Here is a 16,968-nt window from a genome sequence, read left to right as displayed (position 1 = left end):
ACATCTGCAACGAAAAATCATTTCAAAACATCATTTGAGAGGAACGATCTGCGCGATTTGCCCCGGATGCGTTTCATCACGCTGGCCGCATCCCTGCCCGTCAGGGCAGGTTCCGGCTCAGGCTCAGGCTCCGCCTCGTCCACGACAAGGCTGGCATTGGCCTGCAGACGCAGGCCCATCACGGCGACGACGAGGAAAAACCAGACGAAGCCCGTGCTGAGAAAGAACATCGTTTCCAGAAAGCCGTAGAGCAGCACATAAAGCCAGACGCCGACATAAAGCTTCGTCAGCGGGCTGTTGCGCGTGGCCTCGTCCATCTTGCCGAGATCGCGAAGCGGCATCAGATAAATCCACATCAGCACCAGAATGAGGCCCGGCACTCCAGCGCCAAGCACAAGGTCGAAATAGCCATTGTGGGAATCCGGCGCCGTCGTTGCCCAGGTATTATTCTCGGTGAAGCTCGTCATCAGGGCATCGCTGCGCCAGAAGGCCTGATAGCCGTATCCGAGGATCGGGCTTTGGCGGATATACTCGATGGCCACGGTCCAGATATCGGTTCTGCCGGTGAAGCTGGCGTCGATCCCCCTCTTCGTCAGCATCTGCGAAAAGACCGGATCGATTGTCGTGCCGACGATCACGATCGCGAAGGTTCCGACAAGCAGGGTCACGACCAGGTAGCGCCATCTGGGCCAACCCACGATGAACCAACCCGTCGCGATGATGATCGGCATCAGGCCGAGCGCCGTCTTGCCGCCCGACTTGACCAGAAAGATCAACGACAGCAACAGCACCGCGAGGCCGCCTACGAAGGACCAGCGCTTGCACAGATAGATCCCGACGATCATCAGCACCGCCATGATCGAGGCGGCCTCGTTCTTGTGGCGGAAGACCCCGCGCCAGTTGCCCGCCAGAAGCGGCTCCAGCGCGTCGCTTGCCTGATGGATCGACCGTGAGGGCAGGACGACGACGCCGAAATAACACAGGAACAGGACAATCAGCACACATGTGGCAAGCAGCGTGGTGAAATGCCGCTCCGTGCGCGGCAATTGCAGGAAGCAACTGGCAAGCACGCAGATAATGGCGCACATGACAAGTCGCCGCAGCGAAAACATCGGCGCCTCCCCCACCAGCGAGGTGAAGATATACCAGCCGAAGATCGCCACCATCAGCAGACGCGGCGTGAAGACGATGGAAGACGACCGCTCCTTTGCCATGAACGCCACGAAACTAATGAGCAGGATGATCGCGGTGAGCTGGTTGAGCAGGTTGGACCCGGCCGCCATGGCGGATCCCAGATAGGTCGAGGACAGCGAGATATAGGGCGAGAAGCCGACGGTGAAATAAAAGAACGTCGCGTAAAACAGAGCATTGCGCCAAGCGACACTCGCCTGCTCTTCATGCGCTGCATCCATAAGGTGTTTTTCTCTGCCTTTTTCCATACGTTCCCACATCGTATCCGATGCTGCATCTCGGTCACGTGAATATCCCGCCAAAACCCTATTTTTTAGTTATTCATAATACACGGATGAATAGTAATTCCGCTATAAAGGAAATAAACCAAAAAAAGAGAAACGGAGCCGGATTTTCGAAGTCAACATATGGGCGCCAATAGAATTTCGACCATGTCAAACTTCATACTTCAAATTTAAGTTGCTGATTTCCCTATTATTCGCTAAACATACGCCACCGTCAAGGTTGCTTATGTCTACCTGACGGAAGCGCTATTTCGCTGCGTTACGGATATATTGGGGCGATGATCCGAAACTCTGTTTAACGTATATTAACAACTCTGGATATATCTTTGGCTTGTTGATTTCATAAACGCGTAAAAAGCTGGAAACCGACGGTGAACGTTCCGATACACACCAATATGGACGAGAGCGACAACGAAGGGCCGCCACAACGCCCGGTTCAGCCAAGTGCGCCCGGTGTTCGCCCCATGCGCAGGGACGATGTCCCGGCCGTCGAGGTTGTGCTCAACAGCGCGTTCAAGAAGACCGGGCTTGATAGAAACTTCGACTTCAGCGCTTACGTCGAAACATTGTTTTTCAGCAGCCCCGCCTTTGATCCGGAATATGGCAGCGTCGTCTACGATGCGGGAGAGAACGGGGTAACAAGCGTTATCCTCGCCGTCCCCATGCGGTTTGTCGCGAATGGAAAAACCATTACCGCACGGTTGTTATGTGCTTTCGCGTCGAAAGGAAAACTCGGCGCGCTCGGAGCCGCGCGCCTGTCCCGCGGCATGCGGGCGACGAAACACGATATGCTGTTTTCGGACACGGCCTCACCCGTCAGCGCCGATCATTGGCTCGCGATCGGCGGCAGCATGTTGCCGATGGAAAGCCTGCAATGGCATAAGGCGCTCAAGCCCTTCAGCGCGATTGCCCTGCGCATGCCACGCCGTTCGCCACTGGTCAAATCCAGGCCCGGCCTTATGGCGCTCGGATTTGTGGACCGTCTCCTGCGCTCTTGGAAAAAAGGCATAAGGCCCAATGAGATCGCCGGCACCACGGTAAGACCGGTGGATTTCGAAACTTTCCGCCGCAACGCGCTGACGATGATCGAGCGTTTTTCCGTCCGCCCGGAATGGTCCCACGAGGAATTCCACTGGCTGATCGAAATGAGCAGGACCAACGACACGCTCGGCGAATTGCGTAGTCTGACGATTGAGAATGCCGAAGGCCGCGCCATCGGCGCCGCCCTGTTTTTCGGACAGGCCGGACGAACCGCCTATGTGCTGAACCTCGTCTGCGATGCCGGCCGCGAAAACGACGTGCTCGGCGCGCTGTTCCGCCATTTCGATGACGAGAACTATGCCCACGTCACCGGCATGTCGCAGCCCTTTCTCATGAACGCGCTGTACCGCCAGAACCACGTGACCTTCCATCATCGCGGTTATTTCTGCATGGCCACCCGGGATGAAGCCCTCAAGGATCGGGCGCTTGCCGGCGATATCTATATTGGCGGCCTAAGCTCGGAGAGCTGGAGCAAGCTCATCACCGATTTTTGAGGCCTTTACCGGCCTCTATGCCTTGGTGAAACGCTGGACATTCGCTGAAATCAGGTGGCGCAGCGCTTTCGCGTAACGTTTGGAGCGCGTCTTGGCCGCAAGCGCGCTCGCCCAGTCCACCATCGATCCGTTGATATCGAAATCACCGAGCTGGCCTTCGGGAACATCACCTTTTTCGATGCGCTCGACGATGGACCCCAGCGCCGCGTAAAATTCGGGCGAACGATAGGGCGGATGCAGCGAATACATGCCCTTGGCCGTGCCGAGAAAATCCAGCCGGTAGACGCCCGCGCGCATCATGTTGTTGCTCAGCACCTCTTCGGCCGGCATCGAGACCGGCTGCTGGTTATAGGCATAGGAGCGGATGCGCCGTTTGACGTCTGGTCTCAGCAATTCCAGCGAGCCGATACGCTTGGCGAAACGGTCCATGTCGATCATGAAAAGACGGGTGGAAACCGTGGCGAAACGCCATGTGGGAATGCGCGACGGCAGCTTGCGCGGCTCGGGGATGTTCTTCACCCCCGGCATGCCGACATGCCGGGAAATATCGAGATCGCCACGCACGGTGGGCGGCCCGGAAAACGGCGTGATGCACAGGGCATCCGGGTTGGCCTTCTGCAGCGCAATGGCTTCGCCGAACCAGCTCTGGCTGCCGCCGCCGAACATCATGTCGCTGTCCATATGCAGCACATAACGGGCGTTGGCGCGTTTCAACCCGTGGAAATAGACATGGAACGGACCGCCGTCGAAGGCCTTGGCGGGATAGGGAACCGGCGAGCGCGAAAAGAAGGTCTCCGCCACCGCGCTGCGCGCCGCGTCACCATAATCAACGGTATCCACATGCAGATGCGGATAATTGGCCTGCATTTCATCCAGCATGTCGAAGAGGCGTTTGCTGGCGGCCTCGAAACCGTTGCCCTTGTAGCGGCCTGCCCCGACCTGACCGGTATCCACCGTCAGGAGAATACGGTCCACCTGCCCGCCCCAGACCCGCAGCTGATGCGGCACGGTAAGAGCCGCATGCGGTGCGTCGAAGGGGTGCAGATTGATTTGCAGCGCCTTTTGTACGGGAGGAAGCGGCATTTCAGCACTCATAATTATGCACCACGGTTCCGGAATTCATTGATGACGGCCATCATCGGTTTTTCTTTGAAGCTCCAGTCGAGCGGCAGCGGCCGGTTCGCGGTGCCATCCCGGCGGGGATAGGCCCAGCGGATCCAGGTATATTGGTCCGAAATGCCCCATGTGGTGATGGAGGAAAGCGGGCCACCTTCGCAGGCGGCTTCGAGAAAATCGCGGACCTGACCGTTTATCAGCATGTCGCGCTCGGCTTCCGGGGCGGGCAGCGTCTGGTCCATCGCATCCAGCTCCGTCACCAGCACGGCAAGACCGTAACTGCGCATTTCCTTGGTAAAGGCGGCAAGCTCGTCCTTGGCGATGGGCCAGCCGCCGCGCAGATGACCCTGCAGGCCGACAGCATTGATCGGCGCGCCCTTCTCGAGCAGCTCGAGAATGAGATTGCGGAAGGCCGCGCGCTTGGCCGGCGATTTCTCGACCGCAAATTCCACATCATATTCGTTGAGGACGAGCTGGGCCTTCGGATCGACGGCATGGGCGATATCGAAGGCCTTCTTGATGGCGTCAGGGCCTGCGCCGTAATACCAGGCGTCGCGGCGTGAGCGCACATTGCCGGGCACATCGGGGATCGGCTCATTAACCACATCCCAGCTGTGGATCACGTCCTTGTACCGTTCCATCACCTTGACGATGTGGGTTTCCATCAGCTTCTCGACCTTCGCGCCGCTGCCGATGCTGGCAAGCCAGGGCGCGTTGGAAGCGTACCAGATAAGCGGATGACCATGCATGGTGAGTTTGTTCTGGCGCGCGAAGTTCGCAAGCGCATCGGCGGCGGCAAAATCGAAGACGTCTGCCGAAGGCCGCATGACCTCCCATTTCATTTCGGTAACGGGGGTGATGCGCGAGCAATATTTGACTACCGCCTCGCCGATACGGCTGTCGGCGGTAAGGTCCGGCAGATAGATGGCCGCACCGTAAGGGGCGATTTTTGCCGGCGGTTTCTTAGCCGCGGCAACGCTCTCCCCGGCCATGGCATGCAGCAGGCCCGCGCTTGCAGCACCGCCCAGAAAATTCCGCCGCCCGATCCGCATTCGCCCGCCTCCCCAACCCCGGCACATCGGCCTGAAAATCGGAATCGATTTTCGACGGAAACGATGCGCAAATCAAAAGTGTCAGAGCCTCCCTGATCCATCCGAATGGACGCACGACGCTCTAATTCTCAAAACATAACATCTTGATCATGCCAAAAGGATATTAAAGATTTGCAAGGTTAACTGACGCTATACCACGTCACAATTGGCGCAAGCCGGCTTAATCCGGTAGTAACTTCACTGTGAGAATTGTTGACCCGCCCCTGATGGAGTAAAAATATTGGTTTCCGTTTCGATTGTCATTCCCGTTCGCAACGGCGAGCGTTACATCGTGGAAGCGATCGAAAGCGTTTTGTTTCAGGGCAAAGCCGTTTGCGAAGTGCTTGTCGTCGATGACGGCTCCACCGACACGACGGCGCAAAAGGTGGAAAGTTTCTCCGATCCGCGCGTAAAACTGCTTGCCCGGCCACAGGGGCGCCAGGGCGTTTCCGCCGTGCGCAATTTCGGCCTGTCGCAGGCGCGCGGCGAATGGACGATGTTCCTCGATGCCGACGACCGCGTGAAACCGGGCGCCATTGCCGCCCTTTGCGCCGGCGTCTCCGGGCCGGATGTCGTTGCCGTCTACGGCGATTATGAGCGCATTGACGAGAATGGCGTCAAGATCGGGCGGCGCAACCTCATTCGCCGGCGGGAAAAACCTGATGGTTTCATCCTCCAGCCGCTTCTGGGCGGAAACTTCATCGTCAATGGCGGTATCATGCTGGTCAGGACCCGCGTCTTTCAGGATTTCGGCGGTTTCGACGAAACCTTGCGTTATGCGGAAGACTGGTATGGCTGGTGCCGGCTGGCCGCCGCCGGCCGTTTTGTCTATCTGCCTGGCCGCCATGTGCTGGATTACCGGGTGCACCGGACGAGCGTTATGATGAATCGCCTTCTGACCTTCCGGGATTGCGAACCGGCCATCGAGGCGGTGTTTTCCGATCCCGCCATCGTCGCCGCCATCCCACCGCAGGAATTGCAGCGTCTTCGCCGCAAATCCGAAAACCACATGAATGCCTATACCGTGGCGCAGGCCTTTCGCGCCCGGCGTTATCGCGAGGCCTTCTCGGCACTTGCCGATACGTTTCTCAATCGCCCGCGCCAAAGCCTGCGCGCCGTCGTTTTTTCCGCCGCAGCGCTTGCCGGAATTTAGGAGTGTCCATGTCCGAGATCATGCCGGAAGCGGTGGTGTGCATTCCAAGTTTCCGCAGGCCGGAAGGTTTGCAAAAGACGCTGAATTCGCTGGCGGCCCAGAAGGTCGATTTTCCCTTTGCCATCGTCGTGGTCGACAATGATGGCGTGGGCCAGGCGGGGCTGGCCATCGCGCGCGCGTTTTTTGCCGAGAACGGAATGACGGGCCAAACGCTGGTCGAGCCGACGCAGGGCAATTGTTACGCCATCAACACGGCGTTCCGCACCGCCCGGCAGAGCTACCCTTCCGCTCAGTGGTTCCTGATGATCGATGACGACGAGGCGGCTTCGCCCGTCTGGCTGGCTGAAATGGTCTCTGCCGCAAAATCCTTCGGCGTCGATATCGTCGGCGGGCCGGTCAACCGTGAATTCGATGCGCCCGCGCCGAAGGCTGTTCTGGAACATCCGCTGTTCGGTTCCATCGAGGCGCCGACAGGCCCGGTCGATCAAATCCACGGATCGGGCAATTGCCTGATCTCAAAGCGGGTTTTCGAAACACTGGCGAAACCGGAATTCGACGTGCGGTTCAATTTCCTCGGCGGCGGCGACATGGATTTCTTCACCCGCTGCCGCAAGGCGGGCTTCAAATTCGCCTGGAACGCTCAAGCCCTCATCATCGAATATGTACCGGAAAACCGCATGGCGCCGCGCTGGATCATGGAGCGCTCGCTCCGAACCGGCATCATCAATTACAGCATCGACCGCGCCCGTCGCCCGGGCCTGAAAGGCGGGCTGCTGCTGGCCGCCAAAAACGCCGTCAGCCTGTGCCTGTCGCTGGTCCGCGCCGTTTCCGCATTCCTGAAAACCGGGGCGCTGCTGCCCGCCACCCATCCGCCGCTGGTGTCCATCGGCCGCGTCATGGCAAGCCTCGGCATTACACTCACGCCCTACAAGGCGCCGGCAAAAAAGGCCTGAACACGGGATCGTCCGGCCGCATGTCCCGGCTTCTCAGCTCAGGGTTTTTTCCCTGCGCAAAGAGATCGCATTCATAGGCCGCTTCTGGGAAACCAATGACGAAAAAACGGCTGCGAGAATGAGAAGCGGCACAAGAACCGGCCAGAAGAAACAAAGGATGATACCGGTCACCCGGTAAAAGTCCCAATCCTTGTCGCGGCGGGCGCCTTCTATATAGGTCATGGCAAGAGAAGTAACGGTGCCAATGCCATATACGAAAAGAGAAATGGACGTAATCACCATCGCTGTCCTCAATATATTTCTGATTCGAATAAATTTGTAATATCGGCCTAGTGTACCGCCGTTGCGCCCACTTGCAACGATTTTCGGCGGCGGGCCGCATCCGCTCAATACGTTAGAACAGCCTCATGTAACGTGGCGCGATCCGACGGTTACGGGCATTGGCATATCCCGCTTGCATGATTTCAGCCCCGAACCGCAATGACGGCCAGAGGCAATTCTGCAAAATTCAGCGGGAAATGCTCGCCAATCTCAGGCCTTGCCGGTCCTGAATCCGTAGCGGTGTTTCAGCAGCGAATATATGGCGATGGGATTGGTCAGCAGGTAGCGCTTGCCGAGACGCTTCGGCTCAAGCATGGCGCGATAGAGCCATTCCAGCCCCATATCCTGCATCCATTGCGGCGCCCTGCTGTTCTTGCCGGCGAGAAAATCGAACAGGCCGCCGCAGGTCTTGATCACCGCAACGCCGGAAAGCCTGTCGAGATTGCGCGAAACGAAACGTTGCTCCAGCGGTATGCCGAAACCGACCCAGAGAACATCGGTCTTCGATGCGGCGATATCGGCGAGGATCGTCTCCTCATCGCCCGGTTTGAAATAACCATTACGCCGTCCCGCAAAAACGAGGCGCGGATAGAGCTTTTGCATTTCCTCGACCGCCGCGCGGTTCACCTCTTCGGAGCCGCCGAGGAAATAGAACCGCGTGCCGGTCTCTTCGGCCCGGCTGGCCACCGCATGCACGAGATCCGTCGTCGCCACACGTTCCCGAAGCGGCCTCAGGCAGAACTTGCGGGAAAAAATCACCAGCGACATGCCGTCGGCATGAATCTGGTCCGCCTGCCGCAGCAGGGCTTCGAATTCCTTGTCGTGGTGGCAGAGCGCGATGACCTGACCGTTCGCCGATGTCGAATAGAACGGCTTTGCACCGGCCACATGTCCACGTTCCGCCCGCTGGATAAAATCCTGCGCCGTCTCTTCAATGGTCGCGTCGGTGATGGGCAGAGCCGCAAGCGGAACAACCGGCCAGTGGTTGCCAGGCCTTTCCGCATCCGGGACATCTCTCCCTGTCATATTCTGTCCGGTGTCCAAGATAGGCATCGTTTCACTGTTATATTCACGCTTATGCTTAAGGTATAAGGCTTCAAACACTACGAAGAACTATCATTAATATTTTTATAAATCGCAGCTTGAAGCAAGCAATTATACGCCTGAAGGTTGAGTAAAGCCTACACTTCTCCTCCGCCCTATTCCGGTTTTCCAACCGATGGGTTAAGGGACGGCGAAACCACACCATAGAAAAGGTCCCGGCCATGGAAACCATATCGATCGACAACCGCGGTGATTTCGGCCTTTGGGCAATCGAACGGGCAAAAGAAATCGTCGCCAACGAGGCGTCGGATCTGGCCGTCTCGGTCCGCGACGGCGACGAGACCGGCATTCGCGATGCCGGCAATGCGCTGGGGGCTGCCATCGCCGCCGCCCTGCTCGAGGTCTATGACGGCCTGATGTCCGAGGAATAAGGCTCGCGCGGTCGTCGCCCTCAGGCGTAACGCGCGGCGGTTTCCGGGTGGTCGTTCCTGCGCAGATAACGCAGAAGCCCAAGTGCTATTGCAATGCCAATGCCAAGGAAAAGGCCGCCCATGCCGCCGGCGATCAGGAAGACCAGCTTGCCGGGCGGCCAGCTTCTGGAATTGGGCGCCACCGGCTGCGAAATCACCCGGACATTGGTGGAATCGATTGTCTGCTGCTCGGCAATCTGGCGCGAGCGGTTGAGATAGGTCTCGTAGATCGCCGCGGCCGAGTTGGCGTCACGCTCCAGATCGCGCAACCGCACCTGCGCCTCATTGTCGGTGAATACGTTGGCGCGTTCCGCCACGGCCTTCAGCCTGAGGGCATCGAGCGAGGAGCGGGCCTCGGCGACATTGGTCTTGGCCGCCAGCAAAATCCGCTGCGCCTCATCAGCAATGCCACGTTCCAGCATGTCGCGTTCCGCCCCTGCCGTCGCCAGACGCGGATGGCGGGCGCCATAGGTCAGTGTCATCGCCCCGATCTGCTGCTGCAGGGTGCTGTATTGAGCGCGAATGGTGTTCATGGTCTGGCTGTCGAAAATGGCGTCGCTCTGGGTGCGGTTCTGGGCAATCGCCGCCTGCATCTGCTTGAGGCGCGACTCCTCCTGGATGACGCGCTGCTGCGCGGCAAGAACCTGCGCATTCAGCTCGCCGGACGCCAGATTGCTGACCAGCTGGCCGTTATTCTCCTGCAGGCCGTTTTCGCGGCGGAAGTCGGCGACGCGCTTTTCGGCAACCGTCACGTTCTCGCGCATTTCCTCCAGCCGCTTCTTGAGATCGTCGACGATGCGCAGGCTGCTGTCGGAGGTCGTCTGGAACAGCTCGCTTTCGAAAGCCTTCACCATCGCCTTCGAGACCATCACGGATTTGTCCGGATCGTTGGTCCAGACAGCAAGCGTCACCACGAAGGAGCGCGGATCACGTTCCGCCGCCACCCGCTCCCCCAGCGAGCGGAGCGCGCCGACCTTGTTGTCGCCATCTTCCGGCTTGGATGAAAAAAGCGCCTTCAGCCGCGCAAGCGGCGGCGGGGATATGAATTCCGGGTCCTGATCGAGTTTCAGTTCGTCCACCACCCGCGCCAGCACGTTACGCGAAGTGACCGTGCGCAGCTTGCTCTCCACCTCGAGAATCTGGGTGTCGCGCTGCTGGTTAGGCGAAAACACCCCGTCACTGACGACATTGAGGTTGGAGGGATTAACGACGATATCCGTATAGGCGGTGTATCGCGGCGGCGTCATATAGGCATAGGAGAGTGCGGCGGCGACGCAGAGAATGATCGCAAGCACGATCCAGACGATGCCGGAGCGCAGCCAGCCGAGCACCTCGTCCACGCCGATCCTGTCGATATATTTCAAGCCCGGTAGCGCCGCCACGAGACTGTTGCTTGGCGAGACCAGCTTTGCGGGCTTCTCAGCCGGGGCAGGTTCGGCAACGGCAGCCGCCGGCCTCGGCTCAAGATGCTCTTTCAGCACCGTGCGCTCGAAAACCTCGTCCTCGTCCACCAGATCGTCCAGCAGAGAGCCGTGGGGTCTGGCGGCGGGCGCCGCTTTTTCATCCAGCGGACGTGTCTGCTTATGTCCCGCCTTTTGAAGCCTGTACATCAGCCAATCCAACTTGAACGAACCACAAAAAAGGCCTGCAACAGATGGTCTTCATCGTCGCCAGAACCACTATTAACCGGCAAGTTTAAATATAACGGGTGAATTTTAGGTTACCCGCGTCATTCCCACCATCATCGCCTATTCGCCGCCGCCATGAAAGAGACGATTGACTTGAATGGATCGATACGGTTCTTTCTGGCGTTATATTTTTGTATTATCCATTTGAACCTCAAAGATTTTATCGAAACGGAGTTTGGCATGAGCCTGAAATTTGGAACGAGCGGCCTTCGCGGCCTCTCTGTCGATCTGAAAGGAAAGGCCTCGGCCGTCTATGCTACCGCATTTGCAAGGCATCTTCTCACATCGGGTCAGGCAAAGGCGGGCGACCCCATCCTCGTGGCCCGCGATTTCCGCGATTCGAGCCCGGATGTTTCGGCAACCTGCATCGCTGCGCTGAAAAAGGCCGGTCTCACGCCGCTCGATTGCGGCACGGTGCCGACACCGGCGTTGGCGCTTTACGGACTTTCCCTGAAAGCCGGTGCGCTAATGATCACCGGTTCGCATATTCCGGCCGACCGTAACGGCATCAAGTTCTACCGCCCGGACGGCGAAATCGACAAGCAGGACGAGACGGCGATTGCTACACTGGCAGCCGAAGTCGAGGCGGAAGGCATCAGCGACGAGGCCGCAACGACGGACGACCATTCCGCAATCGCAGCCGAACTTTTTTACGAACGCAACATCGCGCTGCTGCCGGAAAAGGCGCTGTCGGGCCTGAAGATCGGCGTTTACCAGCACAGCACGGTGGCGCGCGATCTCTTCGTTGACGTTCTTGCCCATTATGGCGCTGACGTCGTGCCGCTCGGTCGTTCCGAGACCTTCATCCCGGTCGATACCGAAGCCGTTTCGCCGGAAACGCTGGAGCTTCTTAAGGAGTGGGCACCGGAACACGGCCTCGACGCCATCGTTTCCGCCGATGGCGACGGCGACCGTCCGCTACTCGCCGATGAAAACGGTACGCCGCTGCGCGGCGACCTGATCGGGCTTATCACTGCTAAGTTCCTCGATGCCGGTGTGGTCGTCACCCCCGTCACCTCCAATTCCGGGATTGAAGCGAGCGGGTCGTTCGAGGTCATCCGCACCAGAGTCGGTTCGCCTTTCGTGATTGCCGGCATGGCGCAGGCGCTTGCCGAAGGAAACAACGGCGTCATGGGCTTCGAGGCCAATGGCGGCCTGCTGACCGCCTCCGCCTTCACCCTCAACGGCAAGCCGCTTTCGCCGCTGCCGACGCGTGACAGCTTCCTGCCGATCCTCGCCGTGCTGCTTCTGTCCGCCGAGCAGAAAAAACCGCTGTCGCAGATTGCCGCCGCCTACAAGCTGCCGGTCGCGGCTGCGGATCGTCTGGAAAACTTTGCACAGGAAAAGAGCGCTGCCCTGATGGCGCATCTGCGCGCATCAAGGGACAATCTCGAAACCTTCCTCGCCCCTGTCGGCACGGTCAAGGCACTGAGCGACATTGACGGCCTGCGCGTGGCGCTCACCGACGGCAGCACCATCCATTTCCGCCCTTCCGGCAACGCCCCGGAAATGCGCTGCTACGTCGAAGCCGCCAATCAGGACGAAGCCGAAACGCTTCTGACCAAAGGGCTCGATCTCATCCGCAATTTTGGATGATAGTGGATGGCGCATGCGGGATGATGTAAGTTGAACGCATGACGAGAACGGACGCGATCAGAAAGCTCAAACAGCACGCCCATGCGGTGAAAAGCATGGGCGCGACTTCGCTTTATCTTTTTGGATCGACCGCCCGTAATGAAGCTGTGGCCTCAAGTGACCTGGACGTCTTCATCGACTATGATCCGGGCCGCCGTTTCTCACTACTCGATCTCGTCGGTATCAAGCAGTTTCTGGAAGAAGAACTGGCGGTGGAAGTGGACGTGACGACACGCAACAGCCTTCACCCGCTGCTTCGGACTGACATTGAGCAATCCGCAGTGCGGATATTCTGATGATCAAGCGCAAGATTGGGCCGGTGCTGGACGAAATTCTGGAGGCAATTGACGACCGTTGAGACTATTCAACGGTCCGTCGGAAACGAGACCTGAAGACTTTTCCAGCGCACTGTCGCAAATGTCGCATCCCGCCTTTGCCTGTTGCTCTTCCCGCTCCGGAAAGCGATAAGGGCCGCAGGGTTCAAGGAGGCGGGATGTGAGCGGCGAGACCATTACCCTTTATGAAGCGATCGGCGGCGATGCGACGGTCAGGGCCTTGGCCCGGCGCTTCTATGAATTGATGGACACCCTTCCCGAGGCGGCGCGTTGCCGCGCCATCCATCCGGCCGATCTTTCCGGCAGCGAAAGCAAGTTTTACGATTATCTGACGGGATATCTTGGCGGACCGCCCGTCTATGTCGAGAAACACGGCCACCCGATGTTGCGGCGGCGTCATTTCGCAGCCCCGATCGGCCCCGCCGAGCGGGACGAATGGTTGCTCTGCTTCCGCCGTGCGATGGACGAGACCATCGAGAACCCGAAGCTCAGGGACATCATCTGGGGGCCGGTGGAGCGGCTGGCCTTTCATATGCAAAATCAGGAAGCGGACACCCCATGACACACGAAAGACTGCGCGCCTTCATTTTGCTGCTGGGCAGCCTGCTCGGGGCTGCCGGCGTTATGCTTGCCGCCGCCGCCACCCATACCGGTGAAACCTACATGCTGGGCAATGCCTCGGCTATGGCGCTCGCCCATGCGCCGGTGCTGGTGGCACTGCATATCGGCGCGGACCGCATCAGAACCGCCATTCCGGCAGGCCTGATCCTCGGCCTCGGAACGGCTATTTTCGTCGGCGATCTCGTTGTCAGGCATTTCTCCGGCCACAGCCTGTTTCCCTACGCAGCGCCCTTGGGGGGCCTCGGCATGATTGCCGGATGGCTGGTGCTCTGCGCCGGCGCGTTCCTGAAACCGAAGGGCTGATTGTGCTTTAGAGCATCTGCGTTGTGACGCATGGTGCGAGCGGAGCTTCCCTCACACTCGGCGTCATCCTCGCCCTCGAGGCGAGGAACCATGGACCACAGAAATTGTGGGTCCTCGGGTCAAACCCGAGGGTGACGGAGGAGAGGCTTCAACCCTAACCCCGCGTCCAGCGAAACGGCAAGATGTTGCGGCCCCTCTCGGCCACATCGCCGATATCGAAAGATGGCGTTTCTCCGGGCTGGCGGGTGCGCAGATGCGGGAAGTTCACCACATTGCCACCGTCAGCTGCGGCACGGTTGCGCCGCTCGCGTTCGCCGACGATTTCATACATGTCCGTCAAAGCCGGGTCTGTTGCCTGTTCGGCCATCTTGTGCAGTTCCACGCGGCGGGCTTCCGCCGCCGCGGGGTCTTCATCATGGAAATTATTGCGCTCGTCGCTCATCGCCGGAGGTCCGTTCATTCATCGTCTGCAGCGCCCGCTCCAGACTGGATTTGCTGCCATTGCGCAGCGGAATGAATGTCTTGCCGAATTTCTTGCAACCGGACTTCACCCGCAGACACGCATCGTGGCTGATACAGTCGATCGGGCAGAAAACGCAGTCGACGGAGGGAAGTACGGTATCGATGCGCGAGACCGCCTCACGCAATCCGCCATCGTGGTGGATAAGCTCGGCGCCGAAATTGCTGGCGATCTGGCGAAGATGCGCAACCTGACAGTCACGGCCGCCGACATAAAGAAAGCTCTTCGGACCGGAAAGCTGCTGTTCGGCCACGTCCTTCTCAGGCTGTGGCGCGCCCTTGCCCTGCTTTTCGCCGCGTCCCGGCTTCTTCTTTTCCTTGCGTGCCATGCCCTCACCTGCCGGTTGTCTTTTCAATGCCCCGATGTTCGGGCCCCATGAGCGGCCCCTTTGATCAGGATGCCGGCACCATAGTAAAGATGAGTTTTGGAGTAAAGTATAAAGGTGATAATTTTCCTCATGTTTTGACATAAAGAATCGATCACATATTCGCGAGAACCGTTTCGTTCAGCCGCTTATGCGCAATCCGCCCATGAAAAGCTGCTCCAGATGCCGGGCCGCATCTTCGAAACGGCCATCGCCGCCATTCTTGTCGCCCAGCACCGCCCGCACCTGCACGTCGAAATCCGCATAATGCTGGGTGGTCGACCAGATCGAGAAAATCAGGTGATAGGGATCACATTTGGCCATCCGGCCGGCCTTGATCCAAAGACGGATCACCTCGGCTTTTTCATCCACCAGTTGCTTCAGCGGCCCCTTCAGCTCGTCCTCGATATGCGGCGCGCCCTGCAGGATTTCATTGGCGAACAGGCGGCTTTCACGCGGAAAATCGCGCGACATTTCCAGCTTGCGGCGAATATAGGAGCGGATTTCGCTTTCGGGATTGCCCTCGGCGTCAAAGGCCCTGAGCGGATCGAGCCAGGTATCCAGCACCCGCTCGATCAGCGCGCGATGCATCGCCTCCTTGGTGCGGAAATAATAAAGCACGTTCGGTTTCGACATGCCGGCCGCCTCGGCAATCTGGTCGATGGTGGAACCGCGAAAGCCGTTGGTGGAAAATACACTGAGCGCTGCCTCGAGAATCGCTTCCTGCTTTTCTTCCTGAATACGGGTCCGCTTCTGTGTTTTCGCTGCTCGCGGTATGGCCATTCTCAGCTCTCTGTTTCTTTTCGATGCAATTGCCGTTACAGTATGCTTAAAAAATAATCGTCGCGTACAGTTTAGGCAAAATTTGTGCGATTCGTCACGAAAATCCCTTGCTGACATCATGGCGAATTTGCAATGTTTACCAGCCGGTCAATTTATCCCCCATCGCCATCACAAGGCAATGGCTGTTATCTTAACCGGCAAAAAAGGGAACGGCACAAGCTTTGCTTCGATAAAAACAAAACAGGGTGAGGACGACACTTCATGGCGGCGGGTAAAAACTTGACGGTCAATGGCGACCGTCTGTGGGACAGTCTGATGGACATGGCGAAAATCGGCCCCGGTATTGCCGGCGGCAATAATCGCCGCACACTGACGGATGAGGACGCAGAAGGCCGCAGCCTGTTCAAGACATGGTGCGAGGCCGCGGGTCTGTCGCTCGGCGTAGACCGCATGGGCACGATGTTCGCCACCCGCGCAGGCGAGGACCCGGACGCGCTACCGGTCTATATCGGCAGCCACCTCGACACCCAGCCGACCGGCGGCAAGTTCGACGGCGTGCTCGGCGTGCTGGCCGGGCTGGAAGTGGTGCGTAGCCTGAACGACCTCAATATCAAAACCAAACACCCGATCGTCGTCACCAACTGGTCCAACGAGGAAGGCGCGCGCTTCGCCCCCGCCATGCTGGCTTCCGGCATCTTCGCTGGCATTCACGATCTCGATTACGCCTATAGCCGCACCGATACCGACGGCAAGACCTATGGCGAGGAGCTGAAACGCATCGGCTGGCTGGGTGAGGAAGAGGTGGGCGCCCGCAAGATGCACGCCTATTTCGAATATCACATCGAACAGGGGCCGATCCTCGAGGCGGAAGGCAAGCAGATCGGCGTCGTTACCCATGGTCAGGGCCTGTGGTGGCTGGAAGTGACGCTGACAGGCAAGGAGGCCCATACCGGCTCGACGCCGATGGCCATGCGCGTCAATGCCGGCCTAGCTGCCGCCCGCATTCTCGAAAAGGTGCAGGAGGTGGCGATGGCCCATCAGCCGGGCGCAGTCGCCGGCGTCGGCCAGATGATCTTCACGCCCAATTCCCGCAACGTGCTGCCCGGCAAGGTGGTTTTCACCATCGACCTCAGAACCCCCTCGCAGGCGAAACTCGACAACATGCGCGCCATCTTCGAACGCGAGGTGCCTGTTATCGCCGAAGAACTCGGCGTCGGCTGCTCAATCGAGGCCATCGGTCATTTCGATCCCGTCGCCTTCGATCCCGTTCTGGTCGGCCGCGTACGCGCCGCTGCCGAAAGACTGGGCTACAGCCACATGGACATCATCTCCGGCGCCGGCCACGATGCCTGCTGGACGGCAAGGGTGGCCCCCTCCACCATGATCTTTTGCCCCTGCGTGGACGGGCTTTCCCACAACGAAGCGGAGGAGATTTCGCCGGAATGGGCGGCGGCCGGCTGCGATGTACTGCTGCATGCGGTGCTGGAGACTGCGGAGATTGTGGAGATTGTGGAGATTGTGGAGATTGTGGAGATTGTGGAGATTGTGGAGATTGTGGAGA

The 16,968-nt window shown here is 58.9% G+C and carries 16 protein-coding genes and 2 pseudogenes; 10 read left to right on the top strand and 8 right to left on the bottom strand.

The window, feature by feature from the left end:
- Nucleotides 1–17 precede the first annotated feature (17 nt).
- Nucleotides 18–1,412 carry a Wzy-type polysaccharide biosynthesis protein UppW gene (gene uppW, locus RBH10_RS10935; RefSeq protein ID WP_281037197.1) on the bottom strand — a complete coding sequence of 465 codons (1,395 nt, stop codon included), beginning with the start codon at nucleotides 1,410–1,412 and terminating at the stop codon, nucleotides 18–20.
- Nucleotides 1,413–1,939: 527 nt separating this feature from the next.
- Between uppW and RBH10_RS10930 the strand changes: the two genes are divergently transcribed.
- Nucleotides 1,940–3,010 (top strand): GNAT family N-acetyltransferase, encoded by a 1,071-nt coding sequence (locus RBH10_RS10930; RefSeq protein WP_281037398.1) that lies wholly within the window; start codon nucleotides 1,940–1,942, stop codon nucleotides 3,008–3,010.
- Nucleotides 3,011–3,025: 15 nt separating this feature from the next.
- Here RBH10_RS10930 and uppG read toward each other — a convergent pair whose 3' ends face one another.
- Together uppG and uppI are read right to left on the bottom strand one after the other, a co-directional pair.
- Nucleotides 3,026–4,105, bottom strand: coding sequence for a polysaccharide biosynthesis glycosyltransferase UppG (gene uppG, locus RBH10_RS10925; protein ID WP_045017590.1), 1,080 nt, complete (start codon nucleotides 4,103–4,105; stop codon nucleotides 3,026–3,028).
- Between the two features lie 2 nt (nucleotides 4,106–4,107).
- Nucleotides 4,108–5,178, bottom strand: a complete 1,071-nt coding sequence (gene uppI, locus RBH10_RS10920) for a polysaccharide biosynthesis UDP-hexose transferase UppI (protein ID WP_281037198.1) — start codon at nucleotides 5,176–5,178, stop codon at nucleotides 4,108–4,110.
- 280 nt (nucleotides 5,179–5,458) lie between these two features.
- On the opposite strand from uppI, the gene uppH reads away from it, so the two are divergent.
- Together uppH and uppJ are read left to right on the top strand one after the other, a co-directional pair.
- Nucleotides 5,459–6,370, top strand: coding sequence for a polysaccharide biosynthesis endo-1,4-beta-xylanase UppH (uppH, locus tag RBH10_RS10915; protein ID WP_281037199.1), 912 nt, complete (start codon nucleotides 5,459–5,461; stop codon nucleotides 6,368–6,370).
- Between the two features lie 8 nt (nucleotides 6,371–6,378).
- A complete protein-coding gene (gene uppJ, locus RBH10_RS10910; RefSeq protein ID WP_281037200.1) occupies nucleotides 6,379–7,323 on the top strand; it encodes a polysaccharide biosynthesis UDP-hexose transferase UppJ in 945 nt (314 codons plus the stop codon).
- A 531-nt stretch (nucleotides 7,324–7,854) separates the two neighbouring features.
- On the opposite strand, the gene uppL is transcribed toward uppJ, so the two are convergent.
- A complete protein-coding gene (gene uppL, locus RBH10_RS10905) occupies nucleotides 7,855–8,670 on the bottom strand; it encodes a polysaccharide biosynthesis UDP-hexose transferase UppL (RefSeq protein WP_281037201.1) in 816 nt (271 codons plus the stop codon).
- 239 nt (nucleotides 8,671–8,909) lie between these two features.
- Here uppL and RBH10_RS10900 point away from each other — a divergent pair, with 239 nt between their 5' ends.
- Nucleotides 8,910–9,119: a hypothetical protein gene (locus RBH10_RS10900; RefSeq protein WP_003513853.1), complete on the top strand. Its 210-nt coding sequence runs from the start codon at nucleotides 8,910–8,912 to the stop codon at nucleotides 9,117–9,119.
- A gap of 20 nt (nucleotides 9,120–9,139) precedes the next feature.
- Here the strand turns inward: RBH10_RS10900 and uppM are convergent, their stop codons facing one another.
- Nucleotides 9,140–10,768 carry a polysaccharide biosynthesis protein UppM gene (gene uppM, locus RBH10_RS10895; protein WP_281037202.1) on the bottom strand — a complete coding sequence of 543 codons (1,629 nt, stop codon included), beginning with the start codon at nucleotides 10,766–10,768 and terminating at the stop codon, nucleotides 9,140–9,142.
- 258 nt (nucleotides 10,769–11,026) lie between these two features.
- On the opposite strand from uppM, the gene uppO reads away from it, so the two are divergent.
- The 4 genes from uppO (at nucleotide 11,027) to RBH10_RS10875 (ending at nucleotide 13,740) form a co-directional block, all read left to right on the top strand.
- A complete protein-coding gene (gene uppO / locus RBH10_RS10890) occupies nucleotides 11,027–12,442 on the top strand; it encodes a polysaccharide biosynthesis phosphomannomutase UppO (protein ID WP_281037203.1) in 1,416 nt (471 codons plus the stop codon).
- 38 nt (nucleotides 12,443–12,480) lie between these two features.
- Nucleotides 12,481–12,777: a nucleotidyltransferase family protein gene (locus RBH10_RS10885; RefSeq protein WP_281037204.1), complete on the top strand. Its 297-nt coding sequence runs from the start codon at nucleotides 12,481–12,483 to the stop codon at nucleotides 12,775–12,777.
- 199 nt (nucleotides 12,778–12,976) lie between these two features.
- The gene (locus RBH10_RS10880) at nucleotides 12,977–13,378 is read left to right on the top strand and encodes a group II truncated hemoglobin (protein ID WP_045017604.1); all 402 of its coding nucleotides are present in this window, start codon (nucleotides 12,977–12,979) and stop codon (nucleotides 13,376–13,378) included.
- Nucleotides 13,375–13,740, top strand: a complete 366-nt coding sequence (locus RBH10_RS10875) for a DUF423 domain-containing protein (protein WP_281037205.1) — start codon at nucleotides 13,375–13,377, stop codon at nucleotides 13,738–13,740. The genes RBH10_RS10880 and RBH10_RS10875 overlap by 4 nt, the downstream gene beginning before the upstream one ends.
- Nucleotides 13,741–13,894: 154 nt before the next feature.
- Here RBH10_RS10875 and RBH10_RS10870 read toward each other — a convergent pair whose 3' ends face one another.
- The 3 genes and pseudogenes from RBH10_RS10870 to RBH10_RS10860 all read right to left on the bottom strand — a co-directional run bounded on the left by RBH10_RS10870 (nucleotide 13,895) and on the right by RBH10_RS10860 (nucleotide 15,407).
- Nucleotides 13,895–14,182 carry a hypothetical protein gene (locus RBH10_RS10870; protein WP_281037206.1) on the bottom strand — a complete coding sequence of 96 codons (288 nt, stop codon included), beginning with the start codon at nucleotides 14,180–14,182 and terminating at the stop codon, nucleotides 13,895–13,897.
- Nucleotides 14,163–14,486 (bottom strand): annotated as a pseudogene (locus tag RBH10_RS10865) (DUF2325 domain-containing protein); the annotation flags it as partial. The gene RBH10_RS10870 and the pseudogene RBH10_RS10865, both read right to left, overlap by 20 nt.
- A 279-nt stretch (nucleotides 14,487–14,765) precedes the next feature.
- Nucleotides 14,766–15,407 (bottom strand): TetR family transcriptional regulator C-terminal domain-containing protein, encoded by a 642-nt coding sequence (locus RBH10_RS10860; protein ID WP_045017613.1) that lies wholly within the window; start codon nucleotides 15,405–15,407, stop codon nucleotides 14,766–14,768.
- Here RBH10_RS10860 and RBH10_RS10855 point away from each other — a divergent pair.
- Both RBH10_RS10855 and RBH10_RS10850 read left to right on the top strand, forming a co-directional pair.
- Nucleotides 15,400–15,690, top strand: coding sequence for a hypothetical protein (locus RBH10_RS10855; protein ID WP_281037207.1), 291 nt, complete (start codon nucleotides 15,400–15,402; stop codon nucleotides 15,688–15,690). The two genes, RBH10_RS10860 and RBH10_RS10855, sit on opposite strands and share 8 nt — an antisense overlap.
- Nucleotides 15,669–16,913, top strand: a pseudogene (locus RBH10_RS10850) (Zn-dependent hydrolase); the annotation flags it as partial. The gene RBH10_RS10855 and the pseudogene RBH10_RS10850, both read left to right, overlap by 22 nt.
- Between the last annotated feature and the right edge of the window lie 55 nt (nucleotides 16,914–16,968).

The organism is Rhizobium sp. AN73 (genome assembly GCF_030757975.1).
Taxonomy (GTDB): domain Bacteria; phylum Pseudomonadota; class Alphaproteobacteria; order Rhizobiales; family Rhizobiaceae; genus Agrobacterium; species Agrobacterium arsenijevicii.
This window is presented reverse-complemented; position numbering and strand designations above follow the sequence as displayed.

What these genes read in the sequence shown, in the direction of transcription:
- uppW (WP_281037197.1), bottom strand. Translation starts at nt 1,412, where the DNA reads ATGGATGCAGCGCATGAAGAGCAGGCGAGTGTCGCTTGGCGCAATGCT.
- RBH10_RS10930 (WP_281037398.1), top strand. Translation starts at nt 1,940, where the DNA reads ATGCGCAGGGACGATGTCCCGGCCGTCGAGGTTGTGCTCAACAGCGCG.
- uppG (WP_045017590.1), bottom strand. Translation starts at nt 4,105, where the DNA reads ATGAGTGCTGAAATGCCGCTTCCTCCCGTACAAAAGGCGCTGCAAATC.
- uppI (WP_281037198.1), bottom strand. Translation starts at nt 5,178, where the DNA reads ATGCGGATCGGGCGGCGGAATTTTCTGGGCGGTGCTGCAAGCGCGGGC.
- uppJ (WP_281037200.1), top strand. Translation starts at nt 6,379, where the DNA reads ATGTCCGAGATCATGCCGGAAGCGGTGGTGTGCATTCCAAGTTTCCGC.
- uppL (WP_281037201.1), bottom strand. Translation starts at nt 8,670, where the DNA reads ATGACAGGGAGAGATGTCCCGGATGCGGAAAGGCCTGGCAACCACTGG.
- RBH10_RS10900 (WP_003513853.1), top strand. Translation starts at nt 8,910, where the DNA reads ATGGAAACCATATCGATCGACAACCGCGGTGATTTCGGCCTTTGGGCA.
- uppM (WP_281037202.1), bottom strand. Translation starts at nt 10,768, where the DNA reads ATGTACAGGCTTCAAAAGGCGGGACATAAGCAGACACGTCCGCTGGAT.
- uppO (WP_281037203.1), top strand. Translation starts at nt 11,027, where the DNA reads ATGAGCCTGAAATTTGGAACGAGCGGCCTTCGCGGCCTCTCTGTCGAT.
- RBH10_RS10885 (WP_281037204.1), top strand. Translation starts at nt 12,481, where the DNA reads ATGACGAGAACGGACGCGATCAGAAAGCTCAAACAGCACGCCCATGCG.
- RBH10_RS10875 (WP_281037205.1), top strand. Translation starts at nt 13,375, where the DNA reads ATGACACACGAAAGACTGCGCGCCTTCATTTTGCTGCTGGGCAGCCTG.
- RBH10_RS10870 (WP_281037206.1), bottom strand. Translation starts at nt 14,182, where the DNA reads ATGAGCGACGAGCGCAATAATTTCCATGATGAAGACCCCGCGGCGGCG.
- RBH10_RS10855 (WP_281037207.1), top strand. Translation starts at nt 15,400, where the DNA reads ATGGCCATTCTCAGCTCTCTGTTTCTTTTCGATGCAATTGCCGTTACA.
- RBH10_RS10860 (WP_045017613.1), bottom strand. Translation starts at nt 15,407, where the DNA reads ATGGCCATACCGCGAGCAGCGAAAACACAGAAGCGGACCCGTATTCAG.